General features: G+C 37.4%; 17 protein-coding genes. 5 read left to right on the top strand and 12 right to left on the bottom strand.

The window, feature by feature from the left end:
* Nucleotides 1-37: 37 nt before the first annotated feature.
* Together PTQ27_RS01705 and PTQ27_RS01700 are read right to left on the bottom strand one after the other, a co-directional pair.
* The gene (locus PTQ27_RS01705) at nucleotides 38-355 is read right to left on the bottom strand and encodes a TfoX/Sxy family protein (RefSeq protein ID WP_273748330.1); all 318 of its coding nucleotides are present in this window, start codon (nucleotides 353-355) and stop codon (nucleotides 38-40) included.
* Nucleotides 356-446: 91 nt separating this feature from the next.
* Entirely contained in the window at nucleotides 447-1481 is a 1035-nt protein-coding gene (locus PTQ27_RS01700) for an ABC transporter substrate-binding protein (protein WP_273748331.1), read from the bottom strand.
* Nucleotides 1482-1688: 207 nt separating this feature from the next.
* Here PTQ27_RS01700 and PTQ27_RS01695 point away from each other — a divergent pair, with 207 nt between their 5' ends.
* Together PTQ27_RS01695 and PTQ27_RS01690 are read left to right on the top strand one after the other, a co-directional pair.
* A complete protein-coding gene (locus PTQ27_RS01695) occupies nucleotides 1689-2390 on the top strand; it encodes an AzlC family ABC transporter permease (RefSeq protein ID WP_273748332.1) in 702 nt (233 codons plus the stop codon).
* Nucleotides 2377-2703 (top strand): AzlD domain-containing protein, encoded by a 327-nt coding sequence (locus PTQ27_RS01690; RefSeq protein WP_273748333.1) that lies wholly within the window; start codon nucleotides 2377-2379, stop codon nucleotides 2701-2703. Before PTQ27_RS01695 ends, PTQ27_RS01690 begins: the two co-directional genes overlap by 14 nt.
* A gap of 75 nt (nucleotides 2704-2778) precedes the next feature.
* Here PTQ27_RS01690 and PTQ27_RS01685 read toward each other — a convergent pair whose 3' ends face one another.
* The 4 genes from PTQ27_RS01685 to yajC form a co-directional block, all read right to left on the bottom strand.
* Complete coding sequence (locus PTQ27_RS01685; RefSeq protein WP_273748334.1) at nucleotides 2779-4080, bottom strand: NCS2 family permease; 1302 nt, start codon at nucleotides 4078-4080, stop codon at nucleotides 2779-2781.
* A 152-nt stretch (nucleotides 4081-4232) separates the two neighbouring features.
* A complete protein-coding gene (gene secF / locus PTQ27_RS01680; protein WP_273748335.1) occupies nucleotides 4233-5207 on the bottom strand; it encodes a protein translocase subunit SecF in 975 nt (324 codons plus the stop codon).
* A gap of 10 nt (nucleotides 5208-5217) precedes the next feature.
* Nucleotides 5218-7059: a protein translocase subunit SecD gene (gene secD, locus PTQ27_RS01675; protein ID WP_273748336.1), complete on the bottom strand. Its 1842-nt coding sequence runs from the start codon at nucleotides 7057-7059 to the stop codon at nucleotides 5218-5220.
* 31 nt (nucleotides 7060-7090) lie between these two features.
* Entirely contained in the window at nucleotides 7091-7384 is a 294-nt protein-coding gene (gene yajC, locus PTQ27_RS01670; RefSeq protein WP_273748337.1) for a preprotein translocase subunit YajC, read from the bottom strand.
* A 192-nt stretch (nucleotides 7385-7576) separates the two neighbouring features.
* On the opposite strand from yajC, the gene PTQ27_RS01665 reads away from it, so the two are divergent.
* On the top strand, nucleotides 7577-8134 hold the full coding sequence (locus tag PTQ27_RS01665; RefSeq protein WP_273748338.1) for a YtfJ family protein: 558 nt from the start codon (nucleotides 7577-7579) through the stop codon (nucleotides 8132-8134).
* A gap of 39 nt (nucleotides 8135-8173) precedes the next feature.
* On the opposite strand, the gene PTQ27_RS01660 is transcribed toward PTQ27_RS01665, so the two are convergent.
* The 6 genes from PTQ27_RS01660 to prfB all read right to left on the bottom strand — a co-directional run bounded on the left by PTQ27_RS01660 (nucleotide 8174) and on the right by prfB (nucleotide 14876).
* The gene (locus PTQ27_RS01660; RefSeq protein WP_273748339.1) at nucleotides 8174-9142 is read right to left on the bottom strand and encodes a galactose-1-epimerase; all 969 of its coding nucleotides are present in this window, start codon (nucleotides 9140-9142) and stop codon (nucleotides 8174-8176) included.
* Between the two features lie 17 nt (nucleotides 9143-9159).
* Nucleotides 9160-10317, bottom strand: coding sequence for a galactokinase (gene galK, locus PTQ27_RS01655; protein ID WP_273748340.1), 1158 nt, complete (start codon nucleotides 10315-10317; stop codon nucleotides 9160-9162).
* Between the two features lie 14 nt (nucleotides 10318-10331).
* Entirely contained in the window at nucleotides 10332-11378 is a 1047-nt protein-coding gene (galT, locus tag PTQ27_RS01650; protein ID WP_273748341.1) for a galactose-1-phosphate uridylyltransferase, read from the bottom strand.
* A 150-nt stretch (nucleotides 11379-11528) separates the two neighbouring features.
* A complete protein-coding gene (locus PTQ27_RS01645; protein WP_273748342.1) occupies nucleotides 11529-12614 on the bottom strand; it encodes a metallophosphoesterase in 1086 nt (361 codons plus the stop codon).
* A gap of 34 nt (nucleotides 12615-12648) precedes the next feature.
* The gene (locus PTQ27_RS01640) at nucleotides 12649-13632 is read right to left on the bottom strand and encodes an AEC family transporter (RefSeq protein WP_273748343.1); all 984 of its coding nucleotides are present in this window, start codon (nucleotides 13630-13632) and stop codon (nucleotides 12649-12651) included.
* A gap of 145 nt (nucleotides 13633-13777) precedes the next feature.
* A protein-coding gene (gene prfB / locus PTQ27_RS01635; protein ID WP_273748344.1) for a peptide chain release factor 2 occupies nucleotides 13778-14876 on the bottom strand; the annotation gives its coding sequence in 2 pieces (ribosomal slippage) (nucleotides 13778-14800 and nucleotides 14802-14876; 1098 coding nt in all).
* A gap of 155 nt (nucleotides 14877-15031) precedes the next feature.
* Between prfB and PTQ27_RS01630 the strand changes: the two genes are divergently transcribed.
* Together PTQ27_RS01630 and PTQ27_RS01625 are read left to right on the top strand one after the other, a co-directional pair.
* Nucleotides 15032-15502 (top strand): hypothetical protein, encoded by a 471-nt coding sequence (locus tag PTQ27_RS01630; protein WP_273748345.1) that lies wholly within the window; start codon nucleotides 15032-15034, stop codon nucleotides 15500-15502.
* Nucleotides 15503-15594: 92 nt separating this feature from the next.
* Nucleotides 15595-16302 carry a PDDEXK-like family protein gene (locus PTQ27_RS01625; RefSeq protein WP_273748346.1) on the top strand — a complete coding sequence of 236 codons (708 nt, stop codon included), beginning with the start codon at nucleotides 15595-15597 and terminating at the stop codon, nucleotides 16300-16302.
* Nucleotides 16303-16307: the final 5 nt, after the last annotated feature.

The raw sequence follows: 16307 nt of genomic DNA, 5'->3' as shown, positions 1-16307 counted from the left end.
AGTGAATAGGCCTGCTTTTAGTAAATTATGAGCTAAATTAGACCGCTTGTATGCCTAATCGAATCCATTTAATTAATTCTTCAGGCTCTTCAACCGCTAATTCGGGTATAGTCCAATAATGCATTTTATGCAATTTGCCTTTAGCAAGATAGCTAAATTGTTCCGCATTTTCGGCTAAAAAGAGAGGCAAAGTCTCATCATTGGCTTTAACAAAAATGCGGTACTCTTTGTTAATGATTGCAACAATTCTATCTCGATAAAATAAGCAATATTCACCAAACATTTTTTTGGAACTTAGATTGGAAATAGAGGAGAGTTGGTCAAGTAAAAAACGAATAAATTCTGCATCCGCCATAATGCCTCCCAATAAATTACTTATACATAATACATAAATTATTAGAAAATGAATATGCTAATTGGGCAAGATACAGAATATAACTCATTAATTATTTGGCTAACTTAATTTCTGTAAGCCATTTATCTACTAAACGTTTACCTTCATCGCTAGAGCCTGCTTTTTGATAATCAATTTCAACAAACTCAAGGGCATCAGCTTTAGTTGATTGTGGTGCAACATCAGCATTTACATTTGTTGGTGTTTGATAAACTTTATGATTTTTAGCTGGAATTTCTTGTGCTTCTTTAGAAAGTACCCAATCCATAAAGAGTTTCGCATTTTCTAAATTACGGGCATTTTTCAAAATGCTTACACCGCCTAATGCATAGCCCACTTTGCCCTGTGGAATGACCGCTTCTACAGGGGCTCCTTTTTCTTTTTCTGTGGTGTAACTATGCACGAAGCCGATTGTTACCGCACTTTCGCCACGGGCTAAATTGCTGGTGACTAATGCACTTTTAACATATTGTGAAACATTCGCATTAAGTTGTTTGAGGTATTTAAAGGTTTTTTCTTCTCCCCACAAGGCTGAAAGTGTCGTGATGACAGTATAAGTTGTGCCAGAACTACGAGGATCTGGTAGCTGTACTTCGCCCTTTAAACGAGGGTCTAACAGATCTTCCCAGGTTTGTGGTGTTTCTACGCCAAGTTTTGCTAATTTTTCAGTATTTACACCAAAACCGAGTGCGAGCATATAAATAATGGAGGTAAATTTCCCTTGTTCACTTTCAATTAATCCTTTAAATTGTGGGAGTACTTCTGCTTGTAAAGGCGAACGATATTCTTCTAATAGCCCTAACTCTCCAGCTTGGAAGTGAGGTTCAATGGTGCCACCAAACCAAATATCTGCTTGAGGGTTTGCTGATTCTGCTTTTACTTTACCAAAAATAGTGCCTGTACCACCGTGTACAAATTTGGTATCAACATTGTATTTTTGTGAAAATTGTTTAGTCATATCTTCACATACACTGTTTTGTACGGAACAATAAACCGTTAAACGACCTTCTGCCTGCACATTATTCGTTGCAAAAATAGTTGCTATGCCCAGCACAGGTAATAAAGATTTGAATTTAAAAGATTTCATTATACGTTCTCAATAACTTTCCGATAAAAATAAAGTGATGAAGTCTATCATTTCAAGCTAACGATGAAAATAAAATAAAGTAATAAAGTATGCAGATTTAATCTATTAATCTCTCTATTTGAAAGCCTTTAAGCAAAAACGACCGCTTGCTATTTTATTTGAATAAGTAATAATTAACGCTTTATTTTAGGATTGATGTTATTGAATATGGAAAATAGTTGGAAATATGCGATTAAATTAACCACACCAATTTTTATGGGCTATTTTGCTGCCGGTGTGGCTTATGGAATGTTAGCAACCAATGCGGGAATGCCTGCTTGGTTTACGATTGCGATGTGTTTTACGGTAGTATCTGGCACAGCACAATATGCAGCTATTCCATTTTTTGTTTCTGGAGCTGGAGTGGTTTCAGTATTTCTTAGCACCTTATTGATGAGTTTGCGATTTTGTTTCTACACATTAAATATGATGGAGCATAAACCGAAATCTCGGGCAAAAGGTTGGGTATCAATAGGGGGCTTAACCGATGAGGGATTTGCGGTTTTATCTACCTTACCAAAAGAACAGAAACAAGCCTTATTTTTTAAAGTATCAACCCTAAGCGTGTTTTATTGGACATTTTCTACCGTAGTAGGTGTTTTATTAGGCGATTCTGTTGCGGATTATATTCCTAATTTAGATTTTGCATTACCGTGCTTATTTGCAATTTTAGCTTATGAACAATATAAAAACCAAAGGCAGTGGAAGTCGATAGTGATAGCATTAGTTGGTTTTTTACTTGCCCGCCAAATTACAGAAACAAGTGTGCTATTGGTCGCTATTCTTGTAGCAATGATTATTGTTGCATTTTTGCCTCAATCTTTTTCTGCGAAAAAGGAATTAAAAGGAGTAGAAAATGAGTACAAATGATATTTTGATTATGTTTGTCGCACTTATTCTGGGGGCTCAACTTTGCCGTTTTCTACCTGAGTTTTTGCCGAAAAAGGTATTATCTTCGCCTATTTTGCAAAAATTAAACAAAATGCTACCGCTTGTTATTATGATTTTATTACTTCTAACAAGCCTAGCATTCCCTAAAAATGGGGAAGGATTTAATACCTTATTTGCTCAGCTTTTTGCCTTAGTTTGTGTATTGGGAAGCTATATATGGTTAAAGAATACCTTTTTAAGTGTAGCGCTGGGGATTTTAGGATTAAATCTATTTTTAGCGGTATTATCTTAATCGCAAAATTAAAATAAAAAACAACCGCTTGTAACTGGTGCTACAAGCGGTTGTTTTTTTCTTATTTTTTGCAAATTAGATAGCTAAGTTGAAAGCGTAGAATGCGACTAGAATAATCGCAATAATCACTGTACCTGCATTTAATTGTTTCGCTTCGCCTGAAACTAGGCGGCCGATTACAAGCGTTGCAAAGCCTAACATAATACCGGTTACAATGTTTGCCGTTAATACAATAAATACGGCACAAACTAAGCCTGACATCGCACCGACAAAATCGTTAAAATCTAGGCGAGATACATTACTTAACATTAGTAATCCTACATACATTAAAGCAGGTGCTGTTGCATAGCTTGGTACTAAGAATGCTAGTGGTTGGAAAAAGAGCATCAGTAAGAAGCCGATACCCACAACAACCGCAGTTAAACCTGTTTTCCCACCTACAGCAGTACCTGCGGCAGATTCAATATAAACCGCAGCAGGTGCAGTACCAAATAAGCCAGATAAGATTGAACCGAATGAATCAGAGGTTAGGGCTTTATCGCCATTAATAATTTGCCCATCTTTATCTAATAGATTTGCCTGACCGGCGACAGCTCGGATTGTTCCTGTTGCATCAAAGATAGCGGTCATTACAAGGGCAAAAACAACAGGCAAAATAGCCGTATTTAAAGCCCCCATAATATCAAGCGTTAAGAATTGAGAATTTTCACCAAAAGTTGGCATTTTGAAAAAGCCAGCGTATTTTACATTTGGATCAAAAATTAAGCCAACAACAGTAATTGCAATGATTACCCACAAAATACTGCCTTTTACTTTGAGTTTTTCTAACCCAATAATTGCAGCCAATCCAATTAAAGACATTAATACAGGAAAAGAGGTGAAATCACCTAATTTTACAGGAATATCCATACCACTATTAATTACCAATTTTACATTTGTTGCCGCAATAATTAATAAGAATAAACCAATACCGATCCCTGCACCGTGAGCAATACTTTGTGGTAGATTACGTAAAATCCAATTACGAATACCTGTTGCAGAAATTAAGGTAAAAATTATCCCCATTAAGAAAATGGCACCTAATGCTACGGGAATTGGCACATTTTGACCGATGACTAAACTAAAAGCGGTAAAAGCGGTTAATGAAATCGCACAACCAATAGCCATTGGTGCATTTGCCCATAAACCAATTAAAATTGAGCCTAAACCTGATACTAAACAGGTGGCAATAAAGACAGATTCAGCAGGAAAACCCGCTTGGCTTAACATTCCAGGCACAACAATGACAGAATAAACCATTGCTAAGAAAGTCGTTAAACCAGCAATCACTTCTTGACGAACGTTAGAACCACGTTCTTCAAATTGAAATAAAGACATAAAGACCTCAAGTAATAAAATCGGAGGGAGGAGATTTTGAAAGCTGAATTTTACAGAAGTTAGATAAGATAAGCAAACGTTTGCTTTACTGATTGAGAGAATTTATAGATAACTTAGAAACAATAAAGGCAGGAATAACCCTGCCTTTATGCTTAGTAATCAATAAATGAATCTTGATCGGCACCTTCTTTTTCAACGACTGGTTGGAGCATATGCTCACGTTTTAAACCAAGTTGAAGTGCAATACCAATAGCAACATAAATTGAAGAATATGTACCAAAACCAATACCAATTAATAGTGCAAGCGAGAAACTATGTAGTGTTGGACCACCTAAATAGAATAATGCTAGCACAACAAATAGGGTTGTTAAGGAAGTCATTAATGTACGAGCAAGTGTTTGACTTAATGAAATATCAATAATTTCAATGGAATTAGAACGACGCACTTTGACAAAATTTTCACGTACACGGTCAAAAACCACAATGGAGTCATTAAGTGAATATCCCACTACTGACAAAATAGCTGCAACGAAGGTAAGATCAATCTCAATTTGTAAGAATGAGAAAATACCAATAGTCACTAATACATCGTGGAAAAGAGCCATAATACCACCAACCGCTAAACGCCATTCAAAGCGAGTACCTACATAAATAAGTAGCATCGCTAATGTTGCAAGAGTTGCATAGATAGCACCTTGGGTTAATTCTTCCCCAACATTTGGACCAACAAATTCTATACTTTTGATAATCGCATTTGGATCTAATTGTTGATGGATAATATCCATTACCTGATTGCCAACACTCATATCGCCTGCGTTTGCCGATAAGCGAATCATAAGATCTCTTTGGCTGCCTGTGGTTTGGACTAAAGCACTTCCATAACCATTTTCATCAAGTGCAGATCGAAGCGTTGCTAAATCAGCAGGTTGAGAAAATTGTGTCTCAATAACGGTTCCGCCAGTAAAGTCTAACCCCCAATTAAGCCCTTTTGTAATGATGGTAAACAAACACAAAGCGGTAATAATTAACGAGAAGATGAAACCGACATAGCGGTATTTCATAAACGGAACTAACTTATAAGGCAGTTTAATATCTGCTACATCTTGTTTTGTATTTTCAATAGCCATTTATTCCACCTTAAATCCAAAGTTTCTTCACTCGTTTGCCACCATACACCCAGTTTACTAACATTCGAGTGCCTGTAATAGCCGTAAACATAGAGATAATAACCCCTAATGCAAGTGTAACAGCAAAGCCTTTTACTGGGCCTGTTCCTACACCATAAAGTACAAGTGAGGTAAGAACGGTTGTTAGGTTCGCATCAAAAATACTTGAGAATGCACCATTATAACCTTCGTGAATTGCCTGTTGAATCGAACGTCCGTTACGAAGTTCTTCTTTAATACGTTCATAAATTAGAACGTTGGCATCTACAGACATACCAACAGCAAGAACAATCCCTGCAATACCCGGCATAGTTAATGTTGCACCAATTAATGACATTAACCCAATAGTTAAAATCATATTGGTAACAAGGGCAAGAGCGGCGAAGATGCCGAACACTTTATAGAAAAATAGACAGAAAACAATAGTGAGTGCCAAGCCAAGCATACCTGCTTCCATCCCTTGTTTTACATTATCTGCACCTAAAGATGCACCAATGGTACGTTCTTCTACAATCACAATCGGTGCGATTAATGCACCAGAACGTAATAGAACGGCTAAGTTTTGTGCTTCTGCAGATGAATTAATACCCGTAATTTGGAATTGGCTACCAAGACGAGTTTGAATAGTGGCTACATTAATCACTTCTTGGTGTTTTTCTAAAATCACTTTGCCATTAGCATCTTTACGGCCAGAGTCTTTAAATTCACTATAAAGTGTTGCCATTGGTTTTCCTACGGCAATTTTAGTAATTTCACCCATCATATTACCACCTTCAGCATCTAATTTAATGCTAACTTGTGGTAAGCCTCGTTCATCAGTTCCTGCGGTTGCATCAATAATATGTTCACCGCCAAGAGCTGGTTTACGTAGTAAAACAACAGGTGCTCCATCACGATTATTTTGCACTTCAGAATCAGCAGGTACAATTCCTCGAGTTGCTGAAGCCAAATTTGCCTCAGTATTAACTAAACGAAATTCAAGCGTTGCGGTTGCACCTAAAAGCTCTTTTGCTCTAGCAGTATCTTGAACCCCTGGTAATTCCACAACAATACGATCAGCACCTTGACGTTGAATTGTTGGTTCAGAGACACCTAATTCTTCAACACGCTTACGTAAAATAGATAAGTTTTGCTCAATGGCAGAGCTACGAGAGTCTGATAAAGCTTGATCTGAGGGTGTTAATGTTACGTTATTTGCACTAACCAAAATATCAAGATTTGGGTGCATACGACGAATTAAACGAATAGCATTTTCAGCGGTATTGTTATCTATAAATTCAATCTCAGTAGCAAAATTTTCGCCTTTTTTAACCGCTTTATACTGCAGCTTCTCTTTACGGAAATCATTACGCAGACTGTCTTGCAAAGAGTCTTGTTGCTTGGTTAGTGCTGCATTCATATCAACTTCCATTAAAAAGCGTACACCACCACGTAAATCTAAACCTCGTTTCATTGGGCTACCGCCAATATCTGTTAGCCAATTTGGTGTTGCGGGTGCAAGGTTTAAAGCAACAGAATATTGATTGCCAAGTGCTTCAGAAATTTTTTCTTTAGCAGGGAGTTGTTGCTCATCACTTTCTAAACGTACCAAAATTGAACCATTTTCTAAAATAGCTGATTTCGGTTGAATATTCATTGATGAAAGCGTAGATTGGACTTGAGCAAGAGTTTCAGGCGTTGCTTCTTGTCCACGAGTACCGGAAATTTGTACTGATGGATCTTCGCCATATAAATTTGGAAGGGCATATAAAGCACCAATGGCGATCACGAAGATCACCATTAAATTCTTCCATAGAGGGAAACGGTTTAACACAATAAATCCCCAAATGTTAAGTGTTTATTAATTAAAGAGATTTTAATGAACCTTTCGGTAACACGGCAACCACGAAATCACGTTTAATTGTTACTTCAGTTGTATCATTTAATGCGATAACAATATTATCGTTCTCTGCAGAAACTTTCGTGATTTTACCGATTAAACCACCGCTAGTTAAAACTTCTTCACCTTTTGCTAGGCTTGCAAGCAATTCACGTTGTTGTTTTTGACGTTTTGCTTGAGGGCGGTAAATCATAAAATAGAAAATTAAACCAAAAATAACCAGAATAAAGATCATTTCCATTCCGCTACCTTGTTGCATAAAAGCTCCTTAAATTTTGTATAAATTGATAAAAAATAAATGTTATAAAAAACATTTGCTAAAATAGCATAAATTCAATGAATTAACGAGTAGAAAAATTCATCGAATGCTTTTCTTTTAAACAATACTTTAAGTAAAATCAGCAAATTGTATTTGATACAGGTAGAATTTTACTCACAATAGGAATAAAAAATGAAAAAACACTCTAAACTAGCGGTTATCTTTGGCTTATGTTTTGCAAATATGGCATTTGCTCACAATGTTCAACTAAATCAAAATTTACCATCAGTGTCGGTAAAGAAAGATGGAGAATTAACTGTTTCTGCAGGCAAAATTGCGTATAAAAATTGGGATTCTTCCGCATTAGTAGGGAAAGTGCGAGTTATTCACCATTTTGCTGGTCGAAGCTCTGTAAAAGAGAAAAATGAAGCATTAATGGCAGCTATTAGAAATGCGGGACTTAACCGTGAAAAATATCAAACCGTAACTATTGTCAATGCTGATGATGCCGTTGTGGGGACTGGTTTGTTTGTAAAGAGTAGTGTAGAAGATGGAAAATTAGCTAATCCCCATACACAAGTTGTATTAGATCAACAAGGTAAAGTAAAAAAAGCTTGGGGCTTAAAAGAAAAGGAGAGCTTTATTGCTGTTTTAGATAAGTCTGGCAAAGTACAATTTACTTCAGAAGGAAAATTATCGGTAAAACAGATTGAAGATGTGATGAGTTTGGTTAAGCGATTAGCTCAATAAGTGATGAAATAGGGGAGAAATCCCCTATTTTTATCATATTTACAATGAAAATCTGTAACCTATCCAATGATGATAACTTTCTCCCGCCTTGGTAATCCCACCAAATTGTAATAGTTCAGGTTGGTTTACTGAATTTGGGAAAAACTCTGGTTCTAGTGCAATGCCTGCATAATCGTTGTGTTCGCCACCATTAAGGTTAGGTTGCCCCTTAAGCCAGTTGCCGGTGTAGATTTGAATGGCTGGCATTGTGGTGTAAAGCTCCATTTTTAAATCATCAACCGATAAACAAGCGGTTAAATTTTCGCTACTTTTTGCAAGTTGAAAAGCGTGATCGTAGCCTTTTACTGCTTTTTGGTCTTCATCTGCTAGAAGATCTTGCCCAATTTTCTTCGCCTTGCGGAAATCAAAACTTGTACCTGCCACCTCTTTAAGGGGAGCGTTGGGAATACCGCTAGCATCAACAGGCAAATATTTTTCCGCATTGAGCTGTAATTGATGTTCTAAAATATTTTCTGAGCCTTGTAGGTTAAAATAAGCGTGATTAGTCAAACAAAGCGGAGTGTCTTGGTCTGATGTTGCATCAAAAATAATTTTTAGCTCATTTTCAACTAATTGATACTCCACAAAGGCTTTTACTTCTCCCCCAAAACCTTGCTCGCCATCTGCAAAAATATAAGAAAATTTGACCGCTTGCGGGCTTTGGTTTTCTAAGCTCCAAAGCACTTTATCCGCCCCTAATGGCCCGCTGTGAAGATTATTTTCGCCGTTATTCTTAGGCAAATGGTAGGTTTTACCATTCAGGGAATATTTGGCATCGGCAATGCGGTTAGCGTAACGGCCAATGGTTGCCCCAAAAAAAGCGGTCTGTTTTTGCCAGTTTTTTGCATCTGTTGTCACTAACACCTCTCGTTCTTCATTCGGCATTTTGACAACACAAGAAAGCCAAGACGCCCCAAAGTCGGAAAGCGTAATTTTTAAAAATTCATTTTCTAGGGTAAATAAATTCATACACATCTCCTTGTGAATTAGATAATCTCACGCACACCGTTTGAAGCAGTACAAAGATGGAATGTTTCTTTAATGCCGGTGTGTTTTTCGTAATTTTCTGCAATAAGTAGGCGAAGAGCCTCAACTTTCTCATTCGGTACTAAGCAAACAATACAGCCACCGAAACCGCCACCCGTCATACGGGCTCCGCCATCTTTTCCAATCGCAACTTGGGCAAGTTCTACTAAATAATCAATTTCAGGAATAGTGATTTCAAAATCATCACGCATAGAGTCGTGAGATTGCCCCATTAGCTCACCGAGTCTTGCCATATCATTTGCATTTAATGCTTCAACTGCTTCGAGCACTCGCTGGTTTTCGCTAATAATATGTTTGGCACGTTTGTAGGCAAGTTCATTTACTTCATTTAGCTCTGCCGCACGTGTAATAAATTGCTCAGGTGTGACATCTCGCAATTTGGCAACCCCAAAGAAATGAGCTGCAAATTCACACTCTTGGCGGCGGCTATTGTATTCACCTGCCACTAAATCGTGTTTCACGTTAGAGTTAATTATTGCAATAGAGTAGCCTTGTGGCACAGGGGTTGGAGTAATGTCTAAACTGCGGCAATCTATCATCACTAAATGATCTTTTTGCCCCAAAGCAGAAGTAAGCTGATCCATATTGCCACAGTTACAACCTACGAATTTATTTTCTGCCTCTTGCCCGATTAACGCAATTTCGGTTAAGGAAAGCGGTAAATTACCAAGCACTTGAGCCGTTTTTCCGATAGAGACTTCAAGAGCTGCAGAAGAACTTAAGCCTGATGACATTGGCACATCGCTGGTAATAGCTAAATCAGCACCTTGTTTAAAATTTGGGTGTTTTGCTTGAATAAATTTCACCACACCACGTACATAATTAGCCCATTTATGTTCGCTTGGTTCAATCGGCTGGCTGAGGTCAAATTCATCTTGCTCGTTTAAATCAATTGCAAATACTCGCCATTTATTGTCATCACGTTTTGCAAAGCTTACTGCAGTGCCATAGTTAATGGCACAAGGCATTACAAAGCCATCGTTGTAGTCGGTATGTTCACCAATAATATTCACTCTGCCAGGGGCAAAAACCGTTTTTTCAGCACTATAACCGAAATGTTTTTCAAATTGTTGAATGGCAATATCTTGTGGTTTCATTTGTCTATTCCTTACTATTTATCTTTATAATGTTGTGTATCGCTGACTGCGTTTAAGCGTTCTGCAGCTTGTTCTGGGGTGAGATCACGTTGTGTTTCCGCCATCATTTCATAGCCAACCATAAATTTACGCACAGTAGCAGAACGCAATAGTGGCGGATAAAAATGAGCGTGCAGTTGCCAGTGGCTATTTTCTTTGCCATTAAATGGGGCAAAGTGGAACCCCATTGAGTAAGGGAAACTGATATTAAATAAGTTATCGTAACGAGTCGTCAGCTTTTTCAGGGCTAAGGCTAAATCAGCTTTTTCCGCCTCATTTAGATCGGTTATTGACTTAAATTGTTTAGCTTTTGGTAAGAGCAAGGTTTCAAACGGCCAAGCTGCCCAATAAGGCACTACAGCAACCCAATCTTCGGTTTCCACGACAATACGTTCTTTCTTTTCTAACTCACGCTTTGCATAATCTACCAAAAGCACGCGACCATATTTTTCAAAGTAGTCTTGCTGGCACTGATCTTCAATCGCAATTTCATTTGGTAAAAAATTACTTGCCCAAATTTGCCCGTGCGGATGAGGATTAGAACAACCCATCATTGAGCCTTTATTTTCAAAGATTTGTACCCATTGATAACGTGTTTTTAACTCGTTGGCTTGTTCTTGCCAAACGGTAACAACATCGGTAATTTCATTTACTGAAAGCTGAGGTAAAGTTTTGCTATGATCGGGTGAAAAGCAAATAACTCGGCTTTCGCCTTGAGTGTGAGAAATTTGAAAGAGAGGATCGTCACTTGGCTCAGGTGCGGGTGTATCGGCTAATAATGCCGAAAAATCATTTTTAAATACAAAGGGTTTGGTGTAATTCGGATTTTCTTCGCCTGTAATACGCTTATTACCCGGGCAGAGATAGCAAGTTGGATCGTAGCTTGGTTTCTCATCTTGAACTATTTCTTCTTGCTGACCTTGCCAAGGGCGTTTTGCCCGATGGGGAGAAACTAAAATCCACTGATTTTTTAATGGATTAAAACGACGGTGTGGGTGATCGTTGAGGATAAATTCACTCATATACAACTCCTCGAAATTAGACATTACCAAGAGTATAGCGAAAATTACTAAAAATGACTGTGATATAACTCACAAAATAATGAAGTCAAGCGGTCAAATCCCAAAATATTTTTGCAATTTTGCTCTAAAATTCAACCGCTTGTCATAGGCTTAAGGTGTTTTTCCTTCTACATCAATAATCATTACTTCAGATTGTGAACCTAACCGCATTGGCACACCCCAAAAGCCATAGCCTGAAGTTACAAAGTAATGACCTAGCCCAATTTGCTCGTAGCCGTAATGAATTCGATACATTACCTTAGTAATAATACTTGCAGGGAAAACTTGCCCTTTATGAGCGTGCCCAGACACTTGAATATCAATCGGCAATTTTGCGTGTTTTTCAATCTCGGTTGGGCGATGATCTAATAAAAACACAGGCAGTTTCGTGTTGATTGATTTCAATAACTGTTCTGCTGACGGGCGATTTTTTACTAAATCATCATTACGTCCAACAAGTGCAAATTTGCCATCAATTTCGACCGCTTGATCCCATAAAACGGTAATGCCTGCCTTTTGAATTTCGCTGGCGATACTATTTTGTGCCCCAAAGAAATCGTGGTTACCAAGGGTAGCATATACTCCCAGCGGTGCTTTGAGCTTTGCTAGGTGTGGTTGCATATTTTCGGCACGATAGACTTCCACATTATCGTCCATAATATCGCCGGGTAATAAAATAATATCGACTTTTTCTTGGTTAAACAGATCGGCCAGTTTATCGAGCTGTTTTGCACCAAACAATTTACCTAAATGCAGATCGCTTGCCATTCCTATGCGTATTGGCTTTTCTAGTGGTTTATCTATTTTTACCGAATAATGCACAACAGTTGGCACATAAGCATTATAGAGTGCTAACCCAACAAGCCCGCAAAAAGCAAAAGGGTAGGCGATTTTCAACCATCGATTAATGCTACTGTTTCCTTTGCATAGTTTGTAAATACAAGCGGTGCAAAAACTCACGAAAAATGCAAAAAGTAATAAAACTAGCACTAATGCCATTATTCTAAAAATAGGGAATGTGCGTGTAATATGTAGCACAACTAAGCCATTAATGGCTAAAAAAACAAGTGCAGTGACAATTCTGCGATATTTAGTTGAGAGATTAAACAGCCACCCTAATGTTCTGGCAAAAGAGTAGAGGAATAGCTGTAGGGTAATAACAACGATAGCTGTTGTAATGTAATAACGATATTCCAAGTGGGTTTCCTTATTGTTTGGTTGTTTGGCGAGCTTACACCCACCCCATTTGTCGTAATAAAAATAGACCAATGCTAGCACTGAACATTGAGCCAAGTGTAGTTACACCAATTAAATTGGCAGCGGCTTCACCGTCGCCACCATAGCTTTTTACCATCGCATAAGTAGCAGCGGCCACTGGTGCAGAGGCTGCAATAAATACAATGCCTAATTCCATTGGCGGTAAATTAAGGATAAATTTCCCAAGTAATAACAAGAAAATTGGTGCAAGGATCAGGCGGATAAATGCAGAAAATAAGACGATTTTATTAACCGTACTTTCTGCACCTTGGTTAAATTGTTTCAACTGTTTGAAATTAATACTTGCCCCTGTGCAAATTAATGCAAGAGGTAATGTTAAGCTCGAAATCAGTTTTCCTGCCGACTCAATCGCTTTCGGAATAGTATTTGCTAAATTGAAATAGTTGAAAATCAGACCTACTATAACCGCTAAAATCAATGGGTTTTTCAAAATAGAAAGGGTTAATTTACCCACATTAACTTTTTTCTCACTAAGTGATGAAGTCAGAGTGATAACAGCTAGCACATTAAAAGTAATAACCAGGCAAGAAATATAAACAGAAGCTGCTGCTAATGCTTTATCGCCATAGGCATTTAAAATAAGTGCAATCCCTAAAATAGCCGCATTGGTGCGAAAAGTGCCTTGAGTGAAAATGCAACGATAACGACGATTTTCAATATGCCGAGCCGCCCACCATTCCGCCCATAAATAAATTAAAATAGAACCGCCCACACCTGTGGTAATTAGGCTAATTTGGCTTGAAAAATCAAGTGGGCTTTTTAGCATATTAAAGAAAATCATAATCGGAAGTGTGAAGTTAAATACCACCTTTGAAGCAGTATTACAGAACACATCATCAATGAATTTTCGACGGCGTAAGAAAATCCCAAATAGCATAAGCAAAATGGTTGGGAGGGTAACACCAATACTAAATTGAAGAGAGTCTAAGATATTCATATCAATACCTAATAAATGCTTACTTAAAGCTATGGATATGTTGAGTTTAAAATAGGCATATTTTTTCTTAGTGCATAAGCAGAATATCCAGTCCCGAAGGGACTGAATAATGCTTAACCTAGTACGGCTTTGCCGTGCTAGTAATTTACAAACCTGCTTTCAAACTTGCTTCCACAAATTTGTCTAAATCACCGTCTAGCACCTGTTGAGTGGTACGATGTTCCACACCTGTGCGATGGTCTTTAATACGAGAGTCGTCCAACACATAAGAACGGATTTGGCTACCCCAACCAATATCGGATTTATTATCTTCCATTGCTTGTTTTTCGGCATTTTTCTTGCTCATTTCCAGCTCGTAAAGTTTTGCTTTAAGCTGTTTCATTGCCTGATCTTTATTCTGATGTTGAGACCTACCATTCTGACATTGCACCACAATACCGCTTGGCATATGGGTAATACGCACCGCAGATTCGGTTTTATTCACGTGCTGACCACCAGCCCCAGAGGCACGGTACACATCAATACGCAAGTCGGCAGGGTTGATCTCGATATCAATATCATCATCAACCTCAGGGTAAACGAAAGCGGCAGAGAACGAGGTATGTCTGCCGTTATTGGCATCAAACGGGCTTTTACGCACAAGGCGGTGGATACCCGTTTCGGTTCTAAACCAACCGTAAGCATAATTGCCCGAAATTTTCACCGTTGCCGATTTAATACCTGCTACGTCCCCGTCTGATGCCTCCATCAATTCCGCTTTAAAGCCTTTATTTTCAGCCCAACGCAAATACATTCTCAGCAACATTTCTGTCCAATCTTGAGCCTCAGTACCGCCTGAGCCTGCTTGTAAATCTAAGTAGCAATCAGCACTATCGTGCGGGCCACTAAACATACGTTTAAATTCCAAATCAGCCAGTTTTTTTTCTAATTCATCGGCTTCCGCTTGAGCCTCGTTAAAAGTATCTACATCTTCTGCTTCAACTGCGAGTTCAATTAAGCCTTCCACATCTTCGATGCCTTGTTCTAAGGCTTTAATGGTATTTACAATTTGCTCTAACATTGAGCGTTCTTTACCCAATGCTTGTGCTTTTTCCGGCTTATTCCAAACATCTGGCTGTTCTAACTCGGCATTAACTTCTTCTAAGCGTTCGACTTTATGTTCAAAGTCAAAGATACCCCCTAATCACTACCGTACGCTCGGCAAGATCGGCAAGTTGGTTTTTAATTGGATTTAATTCAAACATATTCTGTCCTTTCATCAATTTCTGCTTTCAAAATAGGGCGTGATTATACCGCAAGTGGTTAGATTTGTAGAATTTTTTGCAAAAGATGATTTGTTGCGACACAAAATAACATATCAATATGTAAAATAAGGTTTATTTACCTATGAGGAGTCGTTATGAATGAAATAATACAAGTTTTTTCTGATAATTTAAAAACAGCAGTAAAAATGGATTTTAAAGGAGAGAATTTGATAATTGAAAATTTATCTTCTGACCAAATAGGAGAGGTTCTAAATCAATTTATTCTTACTAGTGTTTCTTTAAATGACTCTATCAATATTGATATCGTAGATATTAGATATTTTATAAAAAATAAAGAATTAGAATTTATTCTTGTTGAGATTGATCATTGGAAAGATAACAATGACTTTAATCAAAAAATAGATAAAGTTGCTAAATATATTAAACCTACACAAGATATCTTGTGTGTTATTGAATCAGGAAACGATATACAATTAGATAATATCTATTATATAACTAAAATGTTGGATGGTTTTACTTCAGAAGATGGCGGTATTATTTTTGGAATAAATTTTTTTGAACATCTTTTAGGTTGCTTAAAGTTGTTTATATTCTTGGGCAAGTAATTTGAAAAATTACTTTTGCTAAGATATAGAATGTATTAACTCATATTGGGAATAAGTCAGTATAGTAATAATTTATAATCCAAGGAGGAAAAATGGAAATTAAGATGTTAGATGCATTTTTTAAAAATTGGAGAAATGTATCTCTAGAAAAAGAAACTAACACAAAAAACATTGTTATTCCCAGTTCTACGGCAATGGAAAAATTTTTTGATAATTATCAACCTATTTATCAAGAAAAAGAAATACAAATGCAGAATGGGCTAATGCTGAATGTTTGGGAGGCTGCTAACTTAGGACGAAATGAAGTGCGTAATAGTAAAACACTAAGGTGGTTTTTAGATAGGTACGCAAAACATGGTCAAAAAGATTTATTTCTAAGTGAATTTTTAAAATGTCTACCTGAACCGTGGTGTTCTATTTCTATTGGAAATTATTGGGCAATAGAAGAATGCTGTCCATTAGGAGAACAAACTGAGCGCGTTGATATTGAAATTGATGCAGATAATTTTTTGCTATTTATTGAAGTAAAGATTGATGCATTTGAAGGAGAAAAACAACTAGAACGTTATTATGAAACAGCAAAAGCAAAATCTAAAGGAAGACCTTTTGGCATTATTTATTTAACGAGAGATGGTATTTTACCTGAATTTTATAGTAATAAACCTGAATTTTGTGGACTATCTTGGGGGGAGCTGGCAAATCACTGGCAGAAATTTACTAAAAAAGCATTGGAAGAGAACCCAAATAATCGAGCTATTTGGTTAGCGGAACAATTTGTTTATCATATTTTGGCTTTTTAGCCTAA

It is taken from the genome of Mannheimia cairinae (assembly GCF_028649535.1).
Lineage (GTDB): Bacteria > Pseudomonadota > Gammaproteobacteria > Enterobacterales > Pasteurellaceae > Mannheimia > Mannheimia cairinae.
Note: the sequence above shows the minus strand (reverse complement) of the source record. Positions and strands in the feature narration are given on the sequence as shown.